The sequence below is a fragment of the Bdellovibrio sp. genome, assembly GCF_036384735.1.
Lineage (GTDB): Bacteria > Bdellovibrionota > Bdellovibrionia > Bdellovibrionales > Bdellovibrionaceae > Bdellovibrio.
The window spans coordinates 1-16,579 of record NZ_DASVLT010000027.1 but is presented as its reverse complement, the minus strand read 5'-3'; the positions used below and the strand labels follow the sequence as shown (position 1 = coordinate 16,579).

Below are 16,579 nucleotides of genomic sequence, written 5' to 3'. Positions count from 1 at the left end.
GAATTTTACGCAAAAGGCACTGATCTTAGTCAGTGCCTTTTTACTTAAGAAATTAGAAATTAAAGAAGGTTGTAAACTAAGAAATACCCTTCATGGATTTCGTATTTAACGTCAGCACCCAAAAGATCAAAACCGTAACGCCCGCCCCAAGTTTTAGAATCACTCACTGGCAATTGGCGTTTTTGATAGGCCGGACGTGGATCTAATTCTAAAACTTCAACAATCAAAGCACGTAGGTTCTTATCCCCCTGTGGATCACGTTTTCTGATTTCAGTTTCAGCTTCATCTGTAAACTTCACAGGATGTCTTGGAATGGGCTCAGAGGCCCACCCCGCGTTCGCCTCGGGAATTGAATCTGCATAGGGAATATAAGGCTTAATATCTAAAACTGGAGTGCCATCTAAAAGATCCACACCGGCCACATGAATCTCGGGCCCTCCCTCAGCATCGAAATCGACTTTTTCCAAAATCACCGCCGACAAACCAATAGGATTCGGTCTGTGCGGTGACCTTGAAGCCAAGACACCGACTTTGCGATTTCCACCCAAACGCGGAGGCCGAATGCTCGGCTTCCAATTACGGCCACCGTGTTCGTGAAAAACAAAAACAATCCATAGGTGCGTGAACTCTTCAAGACTGCGCAAAGCCGTCTTAAGATCCGGATCGTTTTCAATTTTAATGATGCCTTTAGCTTGAGAAACAAGTCCGGGTTGTCTTGGAATCCCGAACTTGTCTTTGAACGGAGTCTGAATCGTACCGATAGCAGCAAACTCAAAAACTTCACCATGTTTTTTCATTCGCAGACCTTTCAGCCGATATTCCCTATCTTGGGATTGCCGTTACGCCGATCTTAAGTGTCGCGCCATCAATGTCCGTCGTCTCTGTGTGCTTACCTTTAGGATCTGCGCTGATCGCTAGAACATTCAACGTGTGAGTCAAGGTTTCTGAAGTCACCATTTCTTTGTGAGCTTGCAGCGCTTCAAGCAAAGCACCCTCACAGGCGATTTCCAAAACGATCTTATCATCAAGTTTGAAATCAGCTGACTTACGAGCAGCTTGGATCTTACGCATAATTTCGCGAGCCATACCTTCACGCTCTTGCTCTGGCGTGACCGTTGGATCTACTTCAATAGAAACAACTTGGTGCACAGACAAGTTCGCGTTATCACCCTTCGGCGCGCGGCGGATTTCAACATCAGACAACTGAATCTCTTCGCCATCAACGACGACAGCTTCGCCTTTTTCAAGTTTCAAGATCTCTGTCAATGAAAGCTTCTGAATGCCAGCACCCACAGATTTCATTTTAGGTCCAAGACGCTTACCAAGAACCGGGAAGTTTGCTTTCGCGGTGACTTGCACGAACTGATCTTCGTTTGGATTGTAAATAACTTTACGGAAATTCAACTCGTCGATGAACAGGTGCTCGAATTTTTTCAAAGTCTCAAGCAACTCAGCACTTCTATGAATGATTTTAATTTCATTCAATGGGATTTTCGCTTTCACGCCGATTTTCTCGCGGTGATTACGCCCCAATGTCACAAGTGTGTCCATCGCCTTAACAGCCTCTTCCAATTCAGGGCGAAGCATTGATAAATCAGGCAGCGGGAAACTTTCCAAGTGAACTGAATCTTTCTTGTTCGGAAGAACTTGCGAAAGATTCTTGTAAGTCACTTCTGACATGAACGGAGCAAACGGTGCCATCAAACGTGACAACGTCACAAGAACTTCATGCAAAGTCTCGTAAGCGTAACGTTTTGTTTCAGGCATGCCTTCTTGCCAGAACAAGCTTCTGTTAAAGCGGATGTAGGTGTTCGTCAAATCTTCGATGAAGAGAAGCAAATGCGGAACCACGTTGTACAAACGGTAAGCGTCCATCTCTTTATGAGTATTGGCGATCAAACCGTGCAAACGAGAAAGAACCCACTGATCCAAAATATTTGGAGATTTCTTTGCGTCACCTTTCGGCACAAAACCATCGATGTTCGCATAATTCGCAAAGAAGGAATAAGAGTTCCACCAACGAAGAAGGATCTTACGAACAATGTCGTAAACGCCTTTTTCCGAGAACTTCAGTTCCTGCGCCTTCACCACTGGTGAGTCAATCAAGTATAAACGCAAAGCATCTGCACCGTGCTGATTCAAAACTTCCATTGGGTCTGGATAGTTTTTCAAGCTCTTCGACATCTTACGACCGTCTTCAGCTAGCACCAGACCATTCACAACTACGTTCTTGAACGGAGCTTGATTGAACAATGCCGTACCAATGATTGACAATGTATAGAACCAACCGCGCGTTTGATCCAAACCTTCTGCGATGAAATCCGCAGGGAAAGCCTTTTTGAAATCTTCAACAGAAGTTTCAGGATAGCCCCACTGCGCATAAGGCATCGAGCCCGATTCAAACCAGCAATCCAAAACGCCATCCACACGCTTCAACGGAGATTTGCCAGTTGGCGATGGGATGGTGATTTTATCAACGAATTGAATGTGCAAATCATCAACCTTTTGGCCCGACAATTTTTCAAGCTCTGCGCGAGATCCTACACAGATCACTTCGCCTTCTGTGTTTCTCCAGATTGGCAATGGAGTTCCCCAGAAACGATTGCGAGAAATCGCCCAATCACGAGCGCCCTCTAACCAGTTGCCGAAACGACCATCACGAAGATGATCTGGAACCCATGTGGTGTTCTTATTGTTTGCGATCAATTCTTCTTTGATCTTTTCAACAGCGACAAACCATGAAGACACTGCACGATAAATTAATGGCGTGTCGGAACGATAACAGAATGGATAACTATGTTGAATCGTATCTTGTTTGAATAAGTGACCGCGTTTTTTAAGCTCCGCGATGATATCCTTATCTGCATCCTTCACACGCTTGCCGGCGTAATCAGGAACTTCCGAGGTGAACATACCATCGTCATCAACTGGATTAACCAACGGGATGCCTGCTTTTAAGCAAGCGTAGTAATCTTCCTCACCGAATGCAGGGGCCATATGAACAACGCCTGTACCGGAATCGGTCGTGACGTGATCAGAAGATATAATTCTGAAAGCACCTTTTTCAGCGCGATCGCCGAAGTAAGAGAATAAAGGCTCGTAAGTCAAATCAACAAGGTCTTTGCCCTTCATCATTTGCAAAACTTCAACTTCTTCATCTGGCTTCTTAAAGACAGAAGGAAGCAAAGCTTGGCCCAAAATTAATTTGCGACCCGTCGCCTTTTCTTGAACTTTTACATAGTCGATATCAAGGCCCACTGCCAACGCCAAGTTGGAAGGCAATGTCCAAGGAGTCGTTGTCCAAGCAAGCACTGACGTGTCAGGTTGATTGACCAACTTAAACATCACAGTGATCGCAGGATCCTGGACCATTTTATAATTTTGATTCGCTTCAAAGTTCGAAAGCGATGTCGAGATCCCTACAGAGTAAGGAACAACTTTGTGGCCTTCATAGATTAAGCCCTTATTGAAAAGTTGTTGAAAAACCCACCAAACACTTTGCATGAAAGACACATCCATCGTGAAGTATGGATTTTCCATATCAACCCAACGGCCTACGCGGCGAACAGTGGTCTTCCACTCTTCAGAGTAACGCTTTACGATCGAACGACAAGCGTCGTTGTAATTTTCCACGCCCATTTTGAAAACATCTTTGCGTGATTCAATTTTATGAGTCTTGTTGATTTCGTACTCAACAGGAAGACCATGACAATCCCACCCGAAACGACGAGGCACTGTGTAGCCCTTCATTGTCCAGTAACGAGGAACGACGTCTTTCAAAACACCCGCAAGCAAGTGACCATAGTGAGGCAAGCCCGTCGCAAACGGAGGACCATCGTAGAAGCTGTAAGTTTTTTTACCAGCAGGATCTAGAGTGCGTTTGAAAATTTGCTCTTGGTCCCAAAAGTTGAGAATTTGCTCTTCTTGCTTTGCAAGTTGAACATCTGGTTTTACTGCTGAATATGGAGTCGAACTTGTGCTGTTTGCGTTTGTCATAGGTCCTTAATAATTATCAGGTTTTCCTCTGACATGCATCATTTCAGGACCATTAGGAGGGCGAATGCGCCACGCGTTATCGCCCTCTCTCAAACTTAGATGTGGATTGAACTGTATGAAGACCCGATCAAACCCTCAATAGACTCTTTCAGAGCTGAATATTCGTAAGAGCCCCGATATTTTTGAGAGTTTATATAAAACGATGGCGTTCCCTCCACCCCGCTATCCTCGCCACTGACGAAGTCACTTTTGACTCGCTCTAAAAGTTTAGGACTGGCCGCATCTTCACGAAATTTGGTCATATCAAGCTTCAACACCCGACCGTATCCCAAAATGTCTGAGGTATTCAGACGACTTTGATGTTCGTACAACAAGTCGTGCATCTGCCAAAACTTTCCTTGAAGTCCAGCGGCTTCTGCTGCCAATGCCGCACTCACCGCATGTTCATGGGCCTGGGCTAATGGAAAATTTCTGAAAACAAATCGCAAATCTTTTCCGAAGTGTTCTTGCAGACGTTTGACTATTGGGTAAGCGGCGCCACAGTAAGGACATTGATAATCACCGTACTCAAGCAATGTGACCTTAGCGAATTCCACTCCTTGAATATGATCATTGTCATTCACCAGGACCTTTAACTTTCCGTCGCTCATGGGATCCTTCCTGTTTTGATCTTGCGCCTACGAATCAATCTTAAGTGAATGAGCCAAGAGATACCAATGGCAACCTCCTGTTTTCTAGCATATTGGATTCTTCAGGCAGAGTTCCTATACTTTTCTTCATCGCAAAGGACTGACCATGACTACTTCCAGTTCAAACCTCGTCATTGAATCCCGGGTGCAATTGTTCTCAACACTTGCCGAAGCCGCTGAGATCGAACACAACTTTATGTGCCTTTATCTGTATGCAATGTTTGGATTGAAGCGAGCGAAAGAAGAAGGACTGACCGACGAAGAACTTGAAGCGGTCGAGCGCTGGCGTCGAGTGATTTTAGGAATATCCCTCGAGGAAATGAATCACTTGTGTCTTGTTTCAAATTTGTTTATCGCCATGGGGTCCACACCTCACTTTGGTCGTCCAAATTTTCCGGCGTATCCAGGAATGTATCCCGCAAATATCGTGGTCGAACTTGCAAAGTTTGATATGGCAACATTGGATCATTTTATCTTTTTAGAAAGACCCCGTTCACAAGAAACACCAGATGGCGCGAACTTTATTCCAGAGAAAAATTACACTCGTGAGGCCTTTCGTGATCGCCTGATGCCTCATGCGGGCGACTACGAAACCGTGGGCGACCTTTATAATTCTCTCTTTCAAGTGATTGAAAATCTTTGTGCGAAGTTAGGTGAAAAACAGTTATTCTGCGGGAATCCCGCGCAACAGATTGGCCCATTGGATTCTCCCCTGCCGGGTCTTGTGATAGTGAAAGACAAAGCCACGGCCTTTCAGGCCTTGGAAACAATCATTAAACAAGGCGAAGGCGCTACAGAGGAAGAAAACTCGCACTTTGCTAGATTTTGCGGAATAAAAAAGGAATACACAGAACTTTTAAAGAAAAATCCAAACTTCGATCCTTCTCGTCCTGTCGTCAGAAATCCCGTGATGCGAAAACCACTGGATGCTGAACATCGCATCTTGGTCGATGAGCCGTTGGCTGCACGCTATATGGATTTAGCGAACACCCTTTATACTTTTATGCTTAAAGTATTAACGCAAATCTATTCACTTGATCACCGCGCACCAGTCGAAAAAAAGGAACTTTTAGAAATCGCCTATACATTGATGCATGGAATGGCCACCGTTGGTGAAACACTGACTCATATGCCCGCATCGGTGAAAGAAAACTGCGGCAATGCAGGAATGAGCTTTGCCATGAATAGATCCATGGCACCACTTTGCCGTGAAGGCGAACTTGTCATCATGAGTGAGCGAGTTCAACAAATTCAATCCGTGATTTCCCAACTGACAACAGAATTAACTGCCAGAGAAAAGGAAAATCCCCACATCAGAGCTTGCTTGGAACAACTCGCCTCAACCGAGGGGCAAATGCGTGATATCGCTGTTCGCGCACAACGCATGGCAAACCTCACTCATCCGGGCGTGACATTGATGTCTTCAAGTTCTGCGGGATCCCTTGCGGAAGTTGCGAAGTCTAGCAATGCTGTAGCTGGCATTGAAGTGGCCGAGTCGGATTCCATCTCCGTTTCTTTCGAAGGAAGAAAGTGCATGCATGCTCGTCATTGCGTAACACAACTCCCAGGGGTTTTCTTAGCGAATACTCCCGGGAAATGGATTCTGCCCGAGAAAGCTTTCCCCGAAGAGCTTGCCGCCGTTATTAGAGAGTGTCCTTCTGGCGCATTAAAATATAAAAGCAAGATATCAAGCCTGCATGACGAGACAGCTCCACCAGTGAACGTTCTGCGACTTCGTGAAAATGGACCCTATGCTTTACTTGGGGACCTTCAGGTCGATGGAAAACAGTGCGGGTATCGCGCGACTTTATGTCGATGCGGGAAATCGCAGAATAAACCTTTTTGTGACAGCACCCATGTTGTTGATAAATTCAAAGCCAGTGGCGAGCCTGACACCATCGACGCGACAGAACTACAAAATCGCGGAGGACCTTTGAAGATCCAAAGAACCAACAATGGTCCTTTGCAAATTGATGGAAATCTTGAGCTCTGCGCAGGAACGGGTCGCGTGGTTTTACGCACGGAAAGTATTCGCCTGTGTCGCTGCGGAAATTCGAAGTCAAAACCTGTATGCGATAGCTCTCATATCGCGGCTGGTTTTAAAGACAAGGTAGAGACACCTCCGTTAGTGACCCCGGGACTAACGCCTTCCCCTTAGGAAAGTTGGTTCTAGGATTGCATTGTTAGAAAGACATGCAATCTATTGGGTTTGGCGCCTGGGCGTCGTCTATTTTGTTTACACTCGTTAGCCTTCTGGCAGGTGCTCCATCGTGGGCTCAAACCGGCCTTGAAAGTGTAGGCGTTTATTCCAGTGATCAGGTCCCTGCAAACCCTTCCATGAAAACATCGTTTGTAAGCCCCAATGAACGAGACCCACAAGAGGCCCTCGGAATTTGGAATGAAGCCCCGGGTGGGTTGTATCTTTCCGTGGGTACCGAGCGTGGTTTTATCGGGGCATCGCTTGCGAACAACACGACTCATTTGTTGCTGGTCGATGTGGATCCTAAAGTCATGATTTATGACCGTATGAATATCGCATTGATGAAACTTTCAAAAGATCGCAAGGACTATTTGCAACTTCGCTATAAAACTTCACAGCAAGAATGGTTGCGCCGCGCCTCTTTAGATTCCCGTTTATCAAAGGACGAAATTCAAGTTTTATCCTCTGCAGAAAATTATAAATTCTGGAAACAGGCCGTGACCTTTAAGTCATGGTTTATGTATGACAACGCCCTTCCAAAGAAAGACAAAGGCGAAGGTAAAGAGTTTAATAAAGCCAACTACCTTGTCTATGACGATCAGTTCTTGCGATTGAAGTCTATGGCAGACTCTGGTCGTATTCGTTTCACAAGTTTAAATCTGAATGACCAAACGGCAGTCAGCCACTTAGTAAAACAACTCAGTGACTTGAAAATAAAAATCAGCGTTCTTGATATTAGCAATGCGTGGTGGGGAACTTATGTTGCAGAAAGCAACATTAACTATTTCGTGAAAGAGTTCGCAAAGATTTCAACCTCTGAAAGCTTACTCTTGATGACGGAAAAAGCTTATTTCAAAAAGGGTCCATCGCGATGGGACTATTTCGGATTCCGCGTGAAAGAGCTCGCTGATCAAAACGCCGCTCTTATCTTCCGCAAAAGTTCAGGTCTTCAGCCAGGTATCGTGAATGCCTTAGGTGAAAGCGCTCTGTTCTGTTCAAGAGCGCTTCTTTAAAATTTATCGATGAGCTTCGTGGAATGTCATCTCAACAAAGCTATTTACGTTGTCATCGTGATACCAAAGTTGACCTTGCTCTAAGTCGAAATACACACCATGAAGCTGCATACCACGTTCTTTCACCGCTTGTTCAATGAATGGGAAAGAACGAAGGTTTTCGATGGAGATCATGATAGATTCTTTTTCACACTCACGACACAAAGTATCGACATCCCCATGAGGGTGCTTCGCCAGAATGTTCTCGCGAGCCGGAGCTGCGATTGTCATCCACTGCTGAACGAAGCCATTGGCGCGAACATTTTCTGGACGGAACAAGGACAAGATACCGCCGCATTGTCTGTGACCAAGAACGACGATATTTTCAACCTTCAAATTCACCACTGCGAACTCGATGGCAGCACTGACCCCGTGAAAACCCGCAGAGGTTTCAAACGGCGGAACCAGATTCGCCACGTTACGAACGACGAAAATTTCCCCTGGCGAAACACCAAACAAAATTGCTGGGTCCACACGAGAGTCACTGCAAGCGATCATCAAAGTTTTTGGACTTTGACCAACGACAGCTAATTTATCGTAAATGGAATTTTCTTCATTGAAGAAGCGTTCCCGGAAGCGGCGGAAACCCGCCATCATTTTCAAGAGATCTTTTTTAACATTGGGTTCTTGATTCATGTCTTTGGATTTACCACCAACCCTGGATGGCGAAAAGTCTTTTCCTTACATTCATGAACAGAAAATTATTTCGAAATTTCGCAGACATACAGTTGTCGCAATCCGTTAAAACTGACAGGTTACTCTATAAGGATCACTTCATTCTCCGCAGAAGCGAAATTCTGTTACACCTGTTGGAGGACAGTCGCCTAACAAACACCGACCACATCTGTTCTGTCACTGAAGGCATTTGCCAATGGTTGTTTCTACATTCTAAAATTAATCATGGCATTAAGTCTGTCTTGGTTGCGAAGATTGAAATTCAAAAAACAGATCGATGATCAAATTCGCGAGCAAACAGCCGAGGCCGCTGTCCATGCTTCAAATGCTTTAATCGACACAGATGCTCTGTTGCGCCTGAAGGAATTGGACGAGGGCAAATCAGAACTCATTCAGCAAGTGACTGAGCTTTTTTATACGAACACCTATACTGAAATTAAACAAATGGAGACAAGTGCAAATCGTCAGGAACTCTTCGAAGTCCGCGAGATCGCTCATCGCATGCGCAGTTCTGCCTTAAGCCTCGGTGCAAAAGCCATGGCAGACATTTGTTCACACATTGAAAAGCATTTTGAGGATTGGGATGAGGCTCATCGCAATCGCTCGTTAAAGGAACTAGAAAATTGTTTTATCTTAAGTATGAATGAACTTCGTCGAGTGACGAAGGAGTTATCGCTTTAGGCCCCACTGACTCGCCAACAGGTGGGTAAATAATATGTCAGTTACGATGCCCGTCCGGAAATTCCCACCCGAGGTCACATGTTTTTATATATAGATCCAAACAGCGATGAGCGTAAGGATGATTGGCAAAATGAACGTCAACCCAAGGACCATTAACGCCTTTGATCGAGCTTCGGGATTTTCCTGATCTGAGTTTTGTTCTGTGCTCATCTTTCTTCCTTTGATTTTCTATTAGTGAATAAATCAGGTATGCCCGTCTTTTTCAAGGAAGCAATTTGTTGCGCCTGTAAACCGCTATAGTAAGTCAAAACTTAATGAATTTGCAGATTGCCTCACAAAGGCACTCAGATATACTACCTCCCATGATCGATCATCTCACACTTTCTTCCGCAAATTATGATGTCAGCAAGAAATTCTATCAAGCCGCTCTAGCTCCTCTTGGCTATAAACTTGTTAAAGAGTTTGGAAGCGATGTGGCTGGTTTCGGGATTGGCGATCGCCTTGATTTTTGGCTGGCAAATGATTCGAAAAAAACTCAACCCATTTTCCATTTGGCATTTGCCGCAGAAACCCGTGAACAAGTTGATCAGTTTTATAAAGCGGCACTTGCGGCTGGCGGTAAGGACAATGGGGCTCCAGGTCTACGCGAAAAGCATGGCCCAACCTACTATGCCGCCTTCGTCTATGATCCCGATGGACAAAATATCGAAGCTGTTTGTAGAAAATAGATAAATGGCACATGCGAACCCATCTTAATAAGAATCTTCAAAAAGCACTCTCAAAAAAAATCGTAAGCAATTTGCCACTCTAGTTACCATTCGAGTCAGAAAATAATACTTCTTTCTTCCCGCGTCGGTCGAGATTATGGTTATGTTATGACATCAGAAGAGAAATCTCCGAAATCACAGACTCCCCCACTAAGTCCTATCCATGCATGGCACTATGACATGCTCTTGGATCAAGACCGCAATAATTTTTACGAACGAATCATTCGCGAAAATTGTCGTGATAAAATCGTTTTGGAAATCGGCGCTGGTAGCGGACTGATGTCTGTACTTGCAATCCGGCATGGCGCGAAGCAAGTTATTTGCTGCGAGAAAAACCCCATGCTTGCCATGGCAGCGGAAGTTCTGATCAATCGCATGGGTTTAAAAGATCGTATTACCCTGATTAAGCAATACTCGACTGAAATTCCAACAGAGCAAATTCCAAAAGTAGACATTGTTTTGCACGAGCTTTTTGCTTCGGACCCTTTTGCGGAAGATGTTATTCATTCTTTGCGTGATGCTAAAAGATTTATGAAACCTGATGCCATCTTTTTGCCGGAAGGAATCCAAATCGTTTATCAAGCGGTTCATGGCCATGGTTTGCGCCAAGAATTGAAATTTGCTGGCATAGAACTCAAAGAGATGACTCAATTGCTTGGGCAGGTTTACCCAGCCCTTCGCAACAATCAAAACCCAGGTTTTCCGAACAAAACATACTATCTTCCCAAAGTGAGCATGGAAAGTCTGATTAAAAACTCTTATGATTATCTTGAAACCAATCCTGATCTTATTGGCGTGGATGCTATCGAACTCACCTACAAGATCTATCAAGGGGATGTGGAAATGCAGGCGGCTCCATTCGGTCTTCTTGCAGATAATCGTCACTGGTCGACGCTTTTCTTCTACAAGACGAATCTAAAAACAGACAAAGTGCAGTTCAGCTTAGAAGATGAAATTAAGTTGTTGGTGAATTAAGCCTGTCGAATGATCTCAAAATGAGATCATTCGAGAAAACTTCAGAAATCGGTCCGTGGCTTGCACTGACAATATTGCATGAAACAATTATGCTTAAATCTATCTGTCGTGGCCCTTTTAATTCCAACTGCTGCATACTCCGCTAATAAATGTGAAGCAATTTTTGGCCCCGAGGTTTCATCGGTCTCTGATGTGAATCTTTTTGGGACAGATGAAAAAGATCAGTGGTTCGCAGTTCGCCAGGGCCGAACCGCCGCACACATAAATTTAGACAGTAGCGACGCTCAACCCAATATCTTCTTCGCCTTCCCAGAGGGCAACTCGGGAACCGCGTTGTGGTTTGATAACCCTCAAAGTAATGCGAATTTGAAATTTTCAAACTCCCCTCGCGAGGTTTCCGGTTCTGGAAATCTGCATGGCTTCGAGGTGAATGTTCGAGCTTCAACAACTGAATTGGTTTTACAGGACGTTGTCTTGGGAACAATGCGCGACATTCGCGATAGAGAGCTCAATGCCGGTCAATGGTCCCCTGGGCATCAAATGCCAATGGCTGATAAGGTCGTTCAAGGCAGAAAAATTCTGATGCATCAAAAAAGTACCAATAGGAAATACGATTACATTTTAGAAGTCGAAGTCCTGGGTGACACTTCTATCGTTCAAAATGGCAGCGAGGTTCGCCTGACCTCTCCAAGCGAAGTAAAAATCAAAGTCACTTCGATGACAAATGAAACTCAACTGACACCAATTCCATTAGATCGCATTTTCAAACCCGAGTTCTTAGCGAAAGCCGATCCGAAACGTCTGGAAGCTTTGTCATTCTTATTCTATGAAGAAAAGTTGATGGCAGGATCGCCTCGATATTTCTCGTTATTTGGTCGGGACTCTTTAATTTCGACCACTTTGCTCATGGAGCACATGTTGCCTGAAGGAATTGAAAAAGTTCTTGGCGCGAATTTCAGCGCGATGAACCCACGAACAGGACAGGCCTCTCACGAAACCCACGAAGGCGAATTTGCGGCGAAAGAAAGACGCCAGAAGCATCAAAAGTTTATTGGCATCGATGATGCGATTCACGACTACAAAATGATCGACGATGACTTTTTGCTGGCAAACCTCATGTTGAGATATATCAAAGCTTATCCAGAGCGTTCGAAAACATTCGTTGAGCAGAAAGATGCCCGTGGCTTCGAAATTAAGTCCCTTGTTATGAAGAACTTTGATTTAGTGAATAAGAAAACTGCGGCCTTTGCGAAGAATCCAGTTTATAGCAACTTGATTCATCTGACTCCAGGACACAGCACGGGGCAGTGGCGTGATAGCGAAAATGGACTTGGCGGCGGTATTTATCCATTTGACGTCAACGTGGCTTTTGTTCCGGGCACACTTAAAAACATGCGTGATGTTTTGGCTTCGAAACAAACGCCGTTCTATGACATCGAGAAAGCAAATGAATACGATGCCGCTTTCAACGTGTGGAATTCAAAAGCCTTGCCGCTGTTCATGGTTCGCATCGAAGCAAGCCAGGCTGCAAAATACGCAGAGCCTTTCCTGAAAAGGCTGGGGCTTGATCCGGCCAACTTTGCGGCAGCACCAAAAGAGGACATTGTTTTCCCAGGGATCTCACTTGACAAAAACGGAGTGCCAGTTCCAATTATGCATTCAGACGACAGCATGATGATGAGTTTCGGGCATCCTTCGAAAGAATATTTGAAAATCGCGACTCAAAGACTCACCATGCCGTTTCCCTATGGATTAACGACTCCAGTTGGAGTCCTTGTCGCCAATCCAGTCTTCGCGCCGGTTGAATTACAAATGAAATTCGGTGCCGAACACTATCACGGCATGGTTAGCTGGGCTATGGTTGAAGATGTTTACAATGCAGGATTAAGTCGTCAATTGGCTAGACCTGATCTAGACGCTAACTTAAAACAAGATTTAGCAAGATCAAAACAAATCATCCAACACGTGCTTAATGTTAAATCTAGCTTAGGCGGCGTTGAAGTTGTCACAATCATCTACAAGAATGGCAAAGCCATCGCCCAACCTTTCAAAGGAGATGCTAAATCCAACCCGCTTCAGCTCTGGAGCTACCTGGGACTTGGCGCAGAGTAGACCTGACAATTAGAAAAAAGGCCATGGAATCACCATGGCCTTTTTATTTTTTAGTAGAGAAAAGCGATCACTTCTATTTCACCGTCTCAATCGACATGACTCGGTACAAAGGGCGATCAGACAATTTTCCTGTCGCAATCGATTCAAATCTACCGACAGAATCATAATACTCATCCCAAGGGCCTGATCTGTCGCTACCAAACCAATTAACCATATAGTAGTACGATCCAGGCATCACAATCATATCACATCCAAATACAATCGCCTGAGTTTCAGCATTTTTAAATCCAATCTTTGTAACCGCATCTCCCCATGTCATGCCCTCGGTGCCTGTATGATTCATGAATGTTGCGATTTCATTCCAGCCAGGACTTCGGATACCACCTTTTTGCTGACGACTTCTAAATTCGTCACAGTTATTCATTCCCTCATAGCCCAGAGTCCATAACAGATTTGTTTGGTGATCATAGAGCTTATTGTTATCTCTGACATCTTTCCAGTAATTGGACGTACTCTTAAAAAGAGGAGCATCAGGAAGATTAGACGCATCGTCTTTGTCGTAAGAGATAATATCGCCCTGCTTTGAATTGAACAATGCTACTCCCGAACTAGTGCCATATTTTTCTTTGTAAGCATCAATGTACAATCCTGTCGAAAGAGCCTGCAAAGCGGTATATCTGTTAACAAGAACTTGCTGATTTTCAAAATACGTTTTTCCGATCATCGTCGTATTCAAGTATTGGAACTCGTTAAAAATTTTAACTAATCCCAACGAAGAAGACGTGGCTGGCTTTACCTCAATCTTTACCTCATTCTGCATCTGAAACCCTAGAGCCAGCACTGTCTGTAATTGAACCTCTACCTGTGCTAGGTAACTTTTTTGCAAGTCAGTATCGATGATACTGCCATCCGCATTTCGATTTGCTTTTAATAAGCCATTCAGTTCAGAAATCATATTTGCCGCATCATCGTACTTCGCAAATGTTTTCAAAAGAGCATTGTCGCGATTTGTAAAATCCAACTGAGTCATCTTTACATCAAGTGATTCGATTTTTTCTTGCAGCTTTTCAATTTCTCCGGCGAGTACTGTTAAGCTATTAAAGATATTTTCGTTATCTGATGGAATTCCTACGCCTTCACGCAAATATGAAAACACCTGCGATCCGATCTCTCCACCGGCCGCCTTTAAGACCGCTGTGATAGCATCGTTCACATCCAGTTTCAAATATGACGGACGGAAGGTTCTTTTTGCTTTTTGATCTGAAGCCATTTCCTTTGCGAGCTGAGTCGTGAAACGTTCTCGCCCTCCGTTCCCAGCGGCAACGTTGTCAAATGTTCTAGAGCTAAAAAGCGGATAACTTCTTCCCTCGAAAAGAGAATTGAATTTTGCCGTCGTGGGAAGACCGAGATATTTTTTGACACGCACTTGAGCATCAATGAAATGAGTTCCCGGCTTCTCGATCATGTAAGAGTAAACGAGATAACTTCCGTAATTGACGTGAGTAAAAATATGCTCTTTATTTTTAATGAGCTTAATGGCAACAAGACTTCCTTTAAAGTTCTCCATTCCGACACTTCCGCCCGTTGCAGTCACTTGAATCGTCGAATTAATATTGATCTTATTTTCTGGCACTTGAATTCTGAAGTAGCCGTCTTTACTGGTTGCATTAGGCACGTTCGCAAGCGTTGTTCCTTGCTCGTCAATAATCTCGATGCGAGCTCCAACAACCGGGTTCGCAGCCATCACGACACCACTGATCGCCGTCATGCCATTGGGCCCCGACTTTCTCTCACTCGCTCCGGCTATCGCGCAAATGAATGCCGACAGCACCGTCAGGTACTTCGTTTTCTTTTTTATGTTCTCTAAATACTTCATAGAATCTCCTTTGTTTAAAACTTGCTGAGAACTTCAGCGAAATCTGTTGGAGATTCCCAATTGCAGCGGATATGCCATAAATAAAGAGGTGTTTTCATGCGAAAAACACCTCTTTCGCCGATAACCCGGCAAATCATCATGCCGGAAACTCGGCGCCTACCGATTTTCCGACATCAATTTCCTTTACCCGATGTGGTAATTTCGAACGCCGAGCCGCAAAGCGACTTCTTTGTCTTATGTATTAATGTCATTTGATTGATGACCGCTGATTAGTAAATGGGTATTATGTGGGGCATGGAAATTAAAAAAATTCATCGAGCTTCATGTCATTGCAAAGCGGTCGAATTTGAAGTCCATTTACCAAACGGATTAGAAAATCCAAGACGCTGTAACTGCTCGTTTTGTCGAATGCGCGGAGCCATCGTAGCTTTCGCAACTCTAGATGGTATCAAAATTTTGAAGGGTGCAGATAAGCTCACTCTTTATCAATTCAATACTAAAACTGCGAAGCACTACTTCTGTTCGGTTTGTGGAATATACACTCACCATCAGCGACGCTCCAATCCAAATCAATACGGATTCAATATTGCATGCTTGGAAGGTGTGAATCCCTATGATCTTGGTGAAGTGCCGATCATGGATGGAATCAATCATCCTGCAGATCGAAAAAAATAGGCGCTACAATTCCCTCAAACTTGATTGAGCGACTCGATCTGATCTGGCTGGTTGGCTCTGCCTTAAAAATAAGTCCTTACAATCAGTCCTCATTGATCCAATCAATCTGTCGACATCCGGAAATGTTTACTGGGCCTTGCACCATCAAATGCGGAATGCGCGCCATCACAGGCGCCCCCCCCCCACTCCCCTCGAGCCTTCCATTGATTGTAGAACTCAAGGGCTTCTGCCGGAATTTTGGTTAATATTTTATAAGTTTTTGGTGTGACCCACTCAAACATCTCTTCAGAAACACAAAACTCTTTCCCTCGTTGCTCCCAACGGTTCTAAAATCGCTCAAGGCATCAAAACCATCGAAGCAAATTTGTGTCTACAGCGAAAGTCAATAGGATCACTTTCAGTTGCGTCGAAGCCCATGTTCGTTTAAATGGAGACTGGATTTTCGAAAATGGGATTGCCGTGCGACAGATTGAAACCACAGGTTGATGATCGTTATATGGGGCAGACAATTGACGAATGTGACTACCACCCTAAATCGTACCGATAGACCGCCCGAAGGCGTTTTAGTTACTTCGGTTGCGCGATCTCGGATCGCTCACTCTGTAAGCTGTACAGAGCAATCTAACACCCCCGACACTAATTTCTAAAAAGCCTGCTACGGCGCAAGAACCTAATAACCAGAGCGGTTGAAAATATCTTTATCTCTGCCGCCTCGATTACGATATGGAATGCGGGTTCTGTCCAAAAGCGCGTTATGACCACTATCTATTTTGCTGTCACCCATGAATTTCCAGATTCTCCTTATTGAATTCGTTTGTACTGACAAATGACTTGAGAATCAGGCAAGCCCTCGTCAGACATCACTTTTATAATGAATTGCA

13 protein-coding genes are annotated in these 16,579 nt (G+C 44.4%); 7 read left to right on the top strand and 6 right to left on the bottom strand.

The window, feature by feature from the left end; genetic code table 11:
- Positions 1 to 59 precede the first annotated feature (59 nt).
- The 3 genes from tsaA to VF412_RS07925 form a co-directional block, all read right to left on the bottom strand.
- On the bottom strand, positions 60 to 797 hold the full coding sequence (tsaA, locus tag VF412_RS07935) for a tRNA (N6-threonylcarbamoyladenosine(37)-N6)-methyltransferase TrmO (protein WP_331338691.1): 738 nt from the start codon (positions 795 to 797) through the stop codon (positions 60 to 62).
- Positions 798 to 822: 25 nt separating this feature from the next.
- A complete protein-coding gene (gene ileS / locus VF412_RS07930; RefSeq protein ID WP_331338690.1) occupies positions 823 to 3,996 on the bottom strand; it encodes an isoleucine--tRNA ligase in 3,174 nt (1,057 codons plus the stop codon).
- Positions 3,997 to 4,091: 95 nt separating this feature from the next.
- On the bottom strand, positions 4,092 to 4,646 hold the full coding sequence (locus VF412_RS07925) for a DsbA family protein (RefSeq protein ID WP_331338689.1): 555 nt from the start codon (positions 4,644 to 4,646) through the stop codon (positions 4,092 to 4,094).
- Positions 4,647 to 4,791: 145 nt separating this feature from the next.
- Here VF412_RS07925 and VF412_RS07920 point away from each other — a divergent pair, with 145 nt between their 5' ends.
- Together VF412_RS07920 and VF412_RS07915 are read left to right on the top strand one after the other, a co-directional pair.
- Positions 4,792 to 6,843, top strand: coding sequence for a ferritin-like domain-containing protein (locus tag VF412_RS07920; protein WP_331338688.1), 2,052 nt, complete (start codon positions 4,792 to 4,794; stop codon positions 6,841 to 6,843).
- 74 nt (positions 6,844 to 6,917) lie between these two features.
- Complete coding sequence (locus tag VF412_RS07915; RefSeq protein WP_331338687.1) at positions 6,918 to 7,898, top strand: hypothetical protein; 981 nt, start codon at positions 6,918 to 6,920, stop codon at positions 7,896 to 7,898.
- Positions 7,899 to 7,901: 3 nt separating this feature from the next.
- Here VF412_RS07915 and VF412_RS07910 read toward each other — a convergent pair whose 3' ends face one another.
- Positions 7,902 to 8,573 (bottom strand): carbonic anhydrase, encoded by a 672-nt coding sequence (locus tag VF412_RS07910; protein ID WP_331338686.1) that lies wholly within the window; start codon positions 8,571 to 8,573, stop codon positions 7,902 to 7,904.
- A gap of 264 nt (positions 8,574 to 8,837) precedes the next feature.
- On the opposite strand from VF412_RS07910, the gene VF412_RS07905 reads away from it, so the two are divergent.
- A complete protein-coding gene (locus VF412_RS07905) occupies positions 8,838 to 9,293 on the top strand; it encodes an Hpt domain-containing protein (protein ID WP_331338685.1) in 456 nt (151 codons plus the stop codon).
- 84 nt (positions 9,294 to 9,377) lie between these two features.
- On the opposite strand, the gene VF412_RS07900 is transcribed toward VF412_RS07905, so the two are convergent.
- The gene (locus VF412_RS07900; RefSeq protein ID WP_331338684.1) at positions 9,378 to 9,503 is read right to left on the bottom strand and encodes a hypothetical protein; all 126 of its coding nucleotides are present in this window, start codon (positions 9,501 to 9,503) and stop codon (positions 9,378 to 9,380) included.
- 152 nt (positions 9,504 to 9,655) lie between these two features.
- Here VF412_RS07900 and VF412_RS07895 point away from each other — a divergent pair, with 152 nt between their 5' ends.
- The 3 genes from VF412_RS07895 (at position 9,656) to VF412_RS07885 (ending at position 13,147) form a co-directional block, all read left to right on the top strand.
- Entirely contained in the window at positions 9,656 to 10,021 is a 366-nt protein-coding gene (locus VF412_RS07895; RefSeq protein ID WP_331338683.1) for a VOC family protein, read from the top strand.
- A gap of 147 nt (positions 10,022 to 10,168) precedes the next feature.
- Entirely contained in the window at positions 10,169 to 11,035 is an 867-nt protein-coding gene (locus VF412_RS07890) for a class I SAM-dependent methyltransferase (protein ID WP_331338682.1), read from the top strand.
- A 78-nt stretch (positions 11,036 to 11,113) separates the two neighbouring features.
- Positions 11,114 to 13,147, top strand: a complete 2,034-nt coding sequence (locus VF412_RS07885) for a hypothetical protein (RefSeq protein WP_331338681.1) — start codon at positions 11,114 to 11,116, stop codon at positions 13,145 to 13,147.
- 73 nt (positions 13,148 to 13,220) lie between these two features.
- Here VF412_RS07885 and VF412_RS07880 read toward each other — a convergent pair whose 3' ends face one another.
- Positions 13,221 to 15,023: a hypothetical protein gene (locus VF412_RS07880; protein WP_331338680.1), complete on the bottom strand. Its 1,803-nt coding sequence runs from the start codon at positions 15,021 to 15,023 to the stop codon at positions 13,221 to 13,223.
- 276 nt (positions 15,024 to 15,299) lie between these two features.
- Between VF412_RS07880 and VF412_RS07875 the strand changes: the two genes are divergently transcribed.
- The gene (locus VF412_RS07875; protein WP_331338679.1) at positions 15,300 to 15,698 is read left to right on the top strand and encodes a GFA family protein; all 399 of its coding nucleotides are present in this window, start codon (positions 15,300 to 15,302) and stop codon (positions 15,696 to 15,698) included.
- The last annotated feature ends 881 nt before the right edge of the window (positions 15,699 to 16,579 follow it).

Coding starts and splice junctions, on each gene's coding strand:
- VF412_RS07890 (WP_331338682.1), top strand. CDS start 10,169: ATGACATCAGAAGAGAAATCTCCGAAATCACAGACTCCCCCACTAAGT.
- VF412_RS07905 (WP_331338685.1), top strand. CDS start 8,838: ATGGCATTAAGTCTGTCTTGGTTGCGAAGATTGAAATTCAAAAAACAG.
- VF412_RS07910 (WP_331338686.1), bottom strand. CDS start 8,573: ATGAATCAAGAACCCAATGTTAAAAAAGATCTCTTGAAAATGATGGCG.
- VF412_RS07920 (WP_331338688.1), top strand. CDS start 4,792: ATGACTACTTCCAGTTCAAACCTCGTCATTGAATCCCGGGTGCAATTG.
- VF412_RS07900 (WP_331338684.1), bottom strand. CDS start 9,503: ATGAGCACAGAACAAAACTCAGATCAGGAAAATCCCGAAGCTCGATCA.
- VF412_RS07925 (WP_331338689.1), bottom strand. CDS start 4,646: ATGAGCGACGGAAAGTTAAAGGTCCTGGTGAATGACAATGATCATATT.
- VF412_RS07880 (WP_331338680.1), bottom strand. CDS start 15,023: ATGAAGTATTTAGAGAACATAAAAAAGAAAACGAAGTACCTGACGGTG.
- VF412_RS07885 (WP_331338681.1), top strand. CDS start 11,114: ATGAAACAATTATGCTTAAATCTATCTGTCGTGGCCCTTTTAATTCCA.
- VF412_RS07875 (WP_331338679.1), top strand. CDS start 15,300: ATGGGTATTATGTGGGGCATGGAAATTAAAAAAATTCATCGAGCTTCA.
- VF412_RS07895 (WP_331338683.1), top strand. CDS start 9,656: ATGATCGATCATCTCACACTTTCTTCCGCAAATTATGATGTCAGCAAG.
- ileS (WP_331338690.1), bottom strand. CDS start 3,996: ATGACAAACGCAAACAGCACAAGTTCGACTCCATATTCAGCAGTAAAA.
- tsaA (WP_331338691.1), bottom strand. CDS start 797: ATGAAAAAACATGGTGAAGTTTTTGAGTTTGCTGCTATCGGTACGATT.